At 65.8% G+C, this 7,934-nt stretch carries 7 protein-coding genes; 4 read left to right on the top strand and 3 right to left on the bottom strand.

Annotation, left to right across the window (positions count from 1 at the left end; translation table 11 throughout):
• Nucleotides 1-137 precede the first annotated feature (137 nt).
• Entirely contained in the window at nucleotides 138-1,475 is a 1,338-nt protein-coding gene (locus MJ785_RS02195; RefSeq protein ID WP_239310424.1) for a UDP-glucose/GDP-mannose dehydrogenase family protein, read from the bottom strand.
• A gap of 386 nt (nucleotides 1,476-1,861) precedes the next feature.
• Between MJ785_RS02195 and MJ785_RS02200 the strand changes: the two genes are divergently transcribed.
• The 3 genes from MJ785_RS02200 (at nucleotide 1,862) to MJ785_RS02210 (ending at nucleotide 6,637) form a co-directional block, all read left to right on the top strand.
• Complete coding sequence (locus MJ785_RS02200; RefSeq protein WP_239310423.1) at nucleotides 1,862-3,103, top strand: glycosyltransferase family 2 protein; 1,242 nt, start codon at nucleotides 1,862-1,864, stop codon at nucleotides 3,101-3,103.
• A gap of 124 nt (nucleotides 3,104-3,227) precedes the next feature.
• Nucleotides 3,228-5,570: a right-handed parallel beta-helix repeat-containing protein gene (locus MJ785_RS02205; RefSeq protein ID WP_239379968.1), complete on the top strand. Its 2,343-nt coding sequence runs from the start codon at nucleotides 3,228-3,230 to the stop codon at nucleotides 5,568-5,570.
• On the top strand, nucleotides 5,567-6,637 hold the full coding sequence (locus MJ785_RS02210) for a right-handed parallel beta-helix repeat-containing protein (protein WP_239379969.1): 1,071 nt from the start codon (nucleotides 5,567-5,569) through the stop codon (nucleotides 6,635-6,637). Before MJ785_RS02205 ends, MJ785_RS02210 begins: the two co-directional genes overlap by 4 nt.
• 132 nt (nucleotides 6,638-6,769) lie before the next feature.
• Here MJ785_RS02210 and MJ785_RS02215 read toward each other — a convergent pair whose 3' ends face one another.
• Nucleotides 6,770-7,174 (bottom strand): DUF3817 domain-containing protein, encoded by a 405-nt coding sequence (locus MJ785_RS02215; RefSeq protein ID WP_239310420.1) that lies wholly within the window; start codon nucleotides 7,172-7,174, stop codon nucleotides 6,770-6,772.
• Nucleotides 7,171-7,599: a hypothetical protein gene (locus tag MJ785_RS02220; RefSeq protein WP_239310419.1), complete on the bottom strand. Its 429-nt coding sequence runs from the start codon at nucleotides 7,597-7,599 to the stop codon at nucleotides 7,171-7,173. Before MJ785_RS02220 ends, MJ785_RS02215 begins: the two co-directional genes overlap by 4 nt.
• A 151-nt stretch (nucleotides 7,600-7,750) precedes the next feature.
• Between MJ785_RS02220 and MJ785_RS02225 the strand changes: the two genes are divergently transcribed.
• Nucleotides 7,751-7,934 (top strand): hypothetical protein (locus tag MJ785_RS02225; RefSeq protein WP_239379970.1); only part of this gene is annotated, 184 nt, incomplete at its 3' end.

The raw sequence follows: 7,934 nt of genomic DNA on the forward strand, positions 1-7,934 counted from the left end.
CGGGCAGGTATCTCACGGCGGGCGCGGGCGTCGCGCCCTGTCTGCCGGGCAGCCAGGCCGGAGCGCCGTTGCGGTCATCGCAGGGTGCTCCGGCTGGTGCCGACAGGCCCGCCGAAGCGGGCTCGGGCGGAGCGAGCCTACGGCCGGCCGAGCGCGTGGTAGTCCCACCCGGCGGCACGCCACTGGACGGGGCTGAGGGTGTTACGACCGTCGATGATGACGCGGGCCGAGACGACCGCGGTCAGCGCGGCCGGGTCGAGCTCGCGGAACTCCATCCATTCGGTGAGGTGCAGGACGATGTCCGCGTCGGTCGCGGCATCCACGGCGCTGTCGGCGTACGTGAGATCAGGGTAGGCGCGCCGGGCGTTTTCGATGGCGGCCGGGTCGTGCACCGTGACGGTTGCGCCAGCCTGGCGCAGGGCGCTGGCCACGGCGAGGGCCGGGGAGTCACGGATGTCGTCGGAGTTGGGCTTGAAGGCCGCGCCGAGGACCGCGACCTTCTTGCCGGTGACGTCACCGCCCAGGAGCCTGGTGGCGAGCGCGACGGTGTGACTGCGCCGCCGCAGGTTGATGGCATCCACTTCGGCCAGGAACTTCACCGACTCGCCCGCGCCGAGTTCGGTCGCGCGCGCCTGGAAGGCACGGATGTCCTTGGGCAGGCAGCCGCCGCCGAAGCCGAGGCCGGCGTGCAGGAAGCGGCCGCCGATCCGGGTGTCGTAGGAGATGGCTTTGGCCAGGTGGGTGACGTCGGCCCCGGTGACCTCGCAGACTTCGGCCATGGCGTTGATGAAAGAGATCTTGGTGGCGAGGAAGGCGTTGGCCGCGACCTTGACGAGCTCGGCGGTCGGGTAGTCGACGACGACGAGGGGAGTCCCGGCCTCGAGTACCGATCCGTAGACCCGGCGCAGCGTCGCCTCGGCCGTGCCGTCGGCTGTCACGCCGAAGACGAGCCGGTCCGGGCGCAGGGTGTCGTCGACCGCGAAGCCTTCCCGCAGGAACTCGGGGTTCCAGGCGAGCTCGACCCCGGGCGCCTCGGCGGCCAGCCAGTCGGCGAGACGGGCAGCGGTTCCGGCCGGGACCGTGGACTTGCCCACGACCAGCGAACCGGGGCGAAGCCCGCCCGCGATCAGCCCGCTGACAGCGGAGTCGACGTAGCGCATGTCCGCCGAGTTCGAGCCGGGGTGCTGCGGTGTCCCGACACAGATGAAGTGGACGTCAGCTCCGGCGGCGGCTTCGGCGAGGGAGGTCGTGAATGACAGTCGGCCGGACTCCAGGTTCTTCCGGAGCAGCTCCTCCAGCCCCGGCTCGAAGAAGGGCACTTCACCAGCGGCGAGACGCGCGATCTTGTTTGGGTCAACATCAACACCGATGACCTCGAACCCGAGCTCTGCCATGCAGACCGCGTGGGTCGCGCCCAGGTAGCCGGTCCCGATTACAGAAATTCTCAACGGACTAACAACTGTTGTCTCTTCCATGATAAAACGTAAACCCCCACCTGGCAGTAATGTTACTTTGAGTGTCGCGGATTCGACATGATCCGTTAACGTTAGGCAAGTCCGGGTCATGTGCCGCGGAGAAGAAAGATTATGCTTGCATCTGATGGAGCTAAAGTAAAACTACTCAACGTGATCGGCGTTTTTTGTAGCAGGGCAAGTGCGTTCGGTAGCAACGAGACCCCCGGTGTGTCTGCGATTTGCATCACACTGCTAGCGTCCTTCCAGCACTGCTATGGGGGGTGGGGGTTGTTTGGCCCGCACACCTGACGACCATTCTTTTGGCCGACATGATGAGGGCGGGCCGGCGGACATCTACTTTCTCGGGTAGGTCTTTCGGCAAGCCTCCGGAGGGAAACCGTTAGGCAATGGACGCGCTCAGTTCCGTGATCGACCGCATCGGATCGTACTGGGGGCTTGTTCCTCTCGGGATCGCTGGAGTGATCTCGTGGTCGGTGTGGTTGTTCCGACGGGTATTGTCTTCTCGCTACAAGCCGACCGAGAACGACTTCCGCGCCTCGACGTCCGTCGTCGTCCCCTCCTTCCGGGAGGACCCTGACGTCATTGAGCGTTGTCTCAAGACGTGGCTCGACCAGGATCCCGATGAGATCATTATCGTTCCAGACGTCGAGGACACCGAGCTCATCAGGCGACTGACCAGACACGCCCGCGACAATCCGGTCATGCGGGTGATCCCGTTCGTGCACGAGGGGAAACGATCAGCGCTGGGCGTCGGTATCTCCGCGGCTACCAAGGAGATCGTGGTGCTCTGCGACTCCGACACCGCCTGGGAGCCGGGCCTGCTCGCCGCCGTCCAGATGCCCTTCGTCGATCCCAAGGTCGGCGGGGTCGGTACCCGCCAGAGCGTCTACAATGCGCGTACCAGTGTCTGGCGCAGGGTAGCGAACTGGCTGGTCGACATCCGTTACCTCGACTACGTGCCGGCGCAGGGCAGAGCCGGGGCCGTGGCCTGTCTGTCCGGCCGGACGGCGGCTTACCGCCGTGAGGCCATTCTCCCCGTGCTCCACAATCTGGAGAACGAGTTCTTCCTGGGCCGGCGCTGTATCGCCGGGGACGACGGCCGCCTCACCTGGCTCACCCTGGCATCCGGTTACAAGACCATGCACCAGGATTCGGCCCGCGCGATTTCGATGTTCCCGGACGGGCTGAAGCCGTTCATCAAGCAGCGGGTGCGGTGGAGCCGTAACTCCTACCGCTGCTATCTCACGGCCATCTACAAGGGCTGGCTGTTCCGGCAGCCGCTGATCTGCCAGATCAGCGTTCTGCAGATCCTGCTGACCCCGGTCACCATGGGGGTGGCCATGACCTACCTCGGGTTCTGGATAGCGCGCCCGCAGGCGAACGCTCCGCTGATTGCCATCGCCTGGCTCCTGGGTGGACGTGCCGTCCGTGGGTTCTCGCACCTGCGGGAGCATCCGCGGGACATCTTCATCCTCCCGGTAGTTGTTTTGATGATCGTAATTGTCGCCCTTCCGATCAAGACATGGGCGTTCATCTCCATGAACAAGCAGGGCTGGCTGACCCGCCGCGCCGACCTGATCGGCGGCGAGGGGCAGTCGGACGCGTCTGTTCGGATGAGTCAAAAATGATCGGAGTTTCATGATCACCCCGATGTCCGGACTCTCCGCTGCTCGGCGTTTGCTGCCCGATGCCCGTCGCCGCCCGCGGCACGGCGCGCACGCGCGAGCCGGTAGCGCGCTCGTCGGGATGGTTATGGCGCTAGTCTCAGGTCTTGCGTTCGCTCCTGGCGTTGTGGGCACCGCGGCAGCGGCGCCGCTGCCACCGCTGCCGCCGGTCACCTCCGCGGATGCCAAGCAACAGTCCAACCTGGTCGATACCGAGGACCTCCGGCTGCGGTCGATGTTCGCGAAGTTCGGCGTGCTGAAGGCGCCGTCCATCGTGCAGACCCAGGGCAGCCTGCCCACCCTGCTGCTGCCGGGCCGCCCGGCTCCCTACACGGTCGAGGACGTCGTTGCGGCTGGTGGCATGCGCAAGGACGTCGACGGCGCACTGCTTGAGCTGACCAGCATCGTCGTCGGGCCGAACGCGCGCTTCATCATCGACCAGCGCTTTGGGACGCTGCGGCTCGCCAGCAGCGCGGCGGGGTTCGTGGCGCTGACCAGTTGGCGTGGTGCCATTGAGATCAATGGAAACCCTCAGCAGCCGATGAATGTCATCTCCTGGGATGTCAAGGAGCTCAAGCCCGATCTCAATCCGGTTGACGGGCGTGGCTACATCCGCACGATGGGTGGCGAGCTTGTCGTGCGTAATGCGCGCGTGGCCAACCTCGGCTTCTGGAACGGCCGTACCGGTGGACTCGCCTGGACGGGCAGCAAGGGGCAGCCCAGCACCGGCGGAGCGGCCAACTCCACATTCATCAACAATGTCTGGGGTGCCTATATCTCCGGTAGTGAGGGCATTCAGATGATCAATGTTCGGCTGGAGGGCAACGACCGGGCCGGTCTTGCCGTTCACCGGGACGCGGTCAGCACCCTCATCTCCGGCAGTACCGCCATCGCGAACCACGGTGACGGCATCACCATCGACCGTGCGTCAGGCTCCCGGGTGATGCGCAGCACGATCTCCGGCAACAGCGGTGACGGCATCACCTTGGACGGCCGCGGCATCGGCCTTGTCGCCACCGCCACCGGGGTACAGATCAATCAGGTCAAGGGCACCGTCATCGAGGCCAACAAACTGACCGACAACGGCCGCTACGGCATTCGCGTCCTCGGCGGTGAGGATGCTTCCGTCCGCGGTAACACGGTCGCGGGCAGTACGGTGGGAATCGTCATCAAAAGTGGCGCGAACGGCACCCAGATCGTCGACAACACGGTCAGCGGTGTCACCGAGTCCGCGATACAGGTGGGGCCGGACGCCAAGCGGACGGCGATCACAACCAACAAGTTGTCCGATGGCCGGATGGGGATCATCACCCAGGACGCGCCGACGAATATCATCAGCCGGAACACGATATCGGGGGCGACTGAGTTCGCTGTCTCGATCCGGGGCCAGGCCGACGGGACGACGATAGGTAACAACACGCTGTCCGGCCGAGGCTGGCGTGCGGTGGACATCAACAAAGCTACTGGGATCACCGGCGCTGCCCTTACCGGTAACGATGTCTCGAACTGGATTCCACGGGTCGAGCGGCCCTGGTATTCAATCTTCGAGCGGCACCCCGCGTTGTTTGTCTGGTCCTTCATGGCGCTGCTGCCGATTCTGGGCTGGCGCATCCGGCGCCGCTGGCGCAAGCGGGCGGCGGAGCATCCCTATCCCGAGTCGGATCTACTCGTGCAGCGGATGAACAAGGTGAGTGATCCGAAGAGATCCGCATTGGCAGCCGTTGGCGTCAAGGAAGCGGCGGTGCCCGTTGGGGCAGCAGCTGCCATGCTGTCCGCTTCGCCGCCGGTTTCGGCCGATTCCGAACGGATGCCCATGGTTCCGGGGCAGGCCGGGCCCCGTGCGCCGAGCCACCGCGGAGCGGCCGCGGAGCAGCGGCCGGGGGGCAGCCAGCCCCGGCCCGCCGACGCGCCCTGGTTCGCTCCTGGTACCCCCGCCGCCGATCCCGGCGCCGCGCTGGTGCCCGCGGCCCTGCGGACACCGCTGGACGGCCCGACGGAGACGTTCCAGCGCCGGATACCGGAGCGGGCGCATTCCCCGTTCAGCCAGGATGACAACCCGACCATGGATGTGCGGTTTCAGCGTGACCGGATCCAGGGGTACCAGGACGACCCGTTGAACGGGCACGGGAATGGGAACGGGCATGGGCACGGGCACGGGAATTTTTATGGGAACGCTCATGGTTACGACGACGACTTCCAGCCGGCGATCCGGCCGGAGCTCGCTCCATCAGCTGACCGATTCCCGCAGTGGAACGCTCACCCAGCTGAACCGCAGGGCTATCCGAATGCCGTTGATGAGGACACCACGACCATAGTCAGTGACGAAGGCGTGTCAGTGGTCAAACTCGACGCCGTCGGGCCGGCTCGGGCAATGATTTCCTACAACAATGGCCGGAGTCGCGACCGTCATGGGCGAAAGGACCCGGAGTGACGCCTGTCGCCATACGCCAGGGGCGGTTGCGGCTGTTTGCTACGGCCACCGCGGCCGTAGCGATCGCCACAGCGACCGCCTCCTGTCATGGTGACGATGCGAAATCGGTCGTGCCGGAGGCGCCCACCGCGCTGGCGGACGGGGTCGGGCTCTCCGGCCAGGCGCAGCAGGCTGTCTGCCCGCCGGGCGCTCCCACCGTCCACGACGCCGCCGGCCTCGAGAGCGCGCTGGCCTCGGCGAGCCCAGGCGCTGTCATCCGGATGGCCGACGGGACGTATACCGGCGAGTTCGTCGTCACCAAGGCCGGTACCGAGGGTGCGCCGATCTGGCTGTGCGGTTCGACCAGCGCGGTGCTGGACGGCGGGGATGACGCCGACTACGTTCTGCATCTTGATCATGCTTCTTTCGTTCGGCTGGTCGGTTTCAGCGTCCGCAATGGCAAGAAGGGCGTGATGGCGGATGCCACCCAGCACAGCGTCATCGCTGGGCTGAGCGTCAGCGCTATCGGGGACGAGGCCATCCACCTGCGTGACTCCAGTTCGGACAACCTGGTGACCGGAAACACCGTGCGCGACACCGGACACCGGTCCGCGAAGTTCGGTGAGGGTATCTACATCGGCAGCGCGAACAACAACTGGTGCAAGATTTCGAACTGTAACCCGGACGCCAGTGACCGTAACTTCATCATCGGCAACAACATCGCTGGAACGACCGCCGAGAACATCGACGTCAAAGAAGGAAGTACCGGCGGTCTTATCTCGGGGAACGTGCTGTCCAGCGACAGGATGACCGATGACGGCGGTGACTCGTGGATTGACCTCAAGGGTAACGGGTGGATCGTCGAGAAGAACACGGGCAAGGGCGGCGGGGCGCTCAAGGACGGCATCCAGGAACACGTGGTGAAGGAGGGCTGGGGCCGCCGCAACATCATCCGGAACAACACGCTCGTGGTGAACGCGACCGGCTTCGGAATCTACCTCCATGACAAGGACGTCGGGAACGTGGTCGGCTGTGACAACCAGGTTGTGGGCGCGGCCGCGGGTTTTTCCAACGCCGCCTGTTCCTGACCGTGGCCCCGGCTGGCCGTGCCCTTCCTGATGGGCCCTTCCGGGCCCATCCTGACCATCTCCGGTGCCGTGGGCTGACCCCGGATTCACCGCCGGACCGGATGATCCGGGGCAAAGCAGCTGGCCGTCAACTCAGCTGGTTGCGCGTCCCAGTACCTGCCGGGTGACTTTTCGCTCGGCCACGAACGACAGGAACGGCACGGTTCCCGCAATCATGATCGCAAGAGTGTGGACGGGGCGAAACCGGCAGCGCGATGCCAGGTCCACGGTCAGGGCAAGATAAAGCATGAACAGGAACCCGTGTAGCGGACCCACGGTTTCGGCCACGACCGGCGTGCCCGCCAGGTACTTCAGCGGCACGCCGATCAGCACGAGGGCGATCAGCCCCACGCCCACCACGTATGCCAGTACCCGGAAACGCAGCAGTGCGCCACGGATCGCCTGCTCGCTGTAACGCCCTGTCCGGCCGCTGGCTGCCGGCAACGTGGGCGAAGCCCGGAGGGCATCGAGCGCGGTGTCATCGGCCGGGCTGGTCACCGCGTCCTCGGCCCTGATGACGCGTCCCGCTCGTGCAGCGTGGCAAGATAACGGTTGTACGAGGCCAACTCCGCTTCATCCTCCTCGTCCTCGATGGTGCTCTCGGTCAGGTCGCCGATGGTGAGCCGGTAGGCATCGGCGCGAGCCACGCCATCCGCTCCCAGTGGGGGCGCGCTGCTTGGTTCGGTTTCCGGTGCTGGCGTCGGCGTCGGGTGAAGTTCCTCACGCAGCATCTGCCACCAGCCGAAGACTACGGCGGCAGCGAAGATCGGCCACTCTACTCCGTAGAAGAGATTCTGCAGCGTACCGCGTGCGGACTGCCCCTTCTCCCACTGCCACCAGCCGAGTCGGGCGAAAAGGCCGATCAGGAAGAGGGCGAGCGCATGGCGGAACAGCCACGAGGGTGAGAAGAGGACTCGGCGCACACTTGTGACGCTACCTCCGGTCCGTGCCCGGTGGGGCGGCCTGCCCGCCCCGGCTGGGGGGGGTTAGCGAGGAACGAGCAGGCCGAAACGCACGAAACGGCGTTCTGGTCGATCATGAAGATCCCCAGGGACGAACTATCCGTACGTTCACATGTCCAGTCGCTCCAGCTCGCTGGATGGTTGCCGCGTCCGGAACATCTCTTTGCGGTTGTGGGAGGGCCGTTCGGCCACGGCGGTTTGGACCGCCCGGCAACAGGGGCGTCCGCTCGTGGCCGGACCCGTGGACCAGCGAGTCGACGACGTGTTCGAAGAGGGTCCGGTCGGGGACGCGGCGG

It is taken from the genome of Protofrankia sp. CiT1, assembly GCF_917627335.1.
Lineage (GTDB): Bacteria > Actinomycetota > Actinomycetes > Frankiales > Frankiaceae > Protofrankia.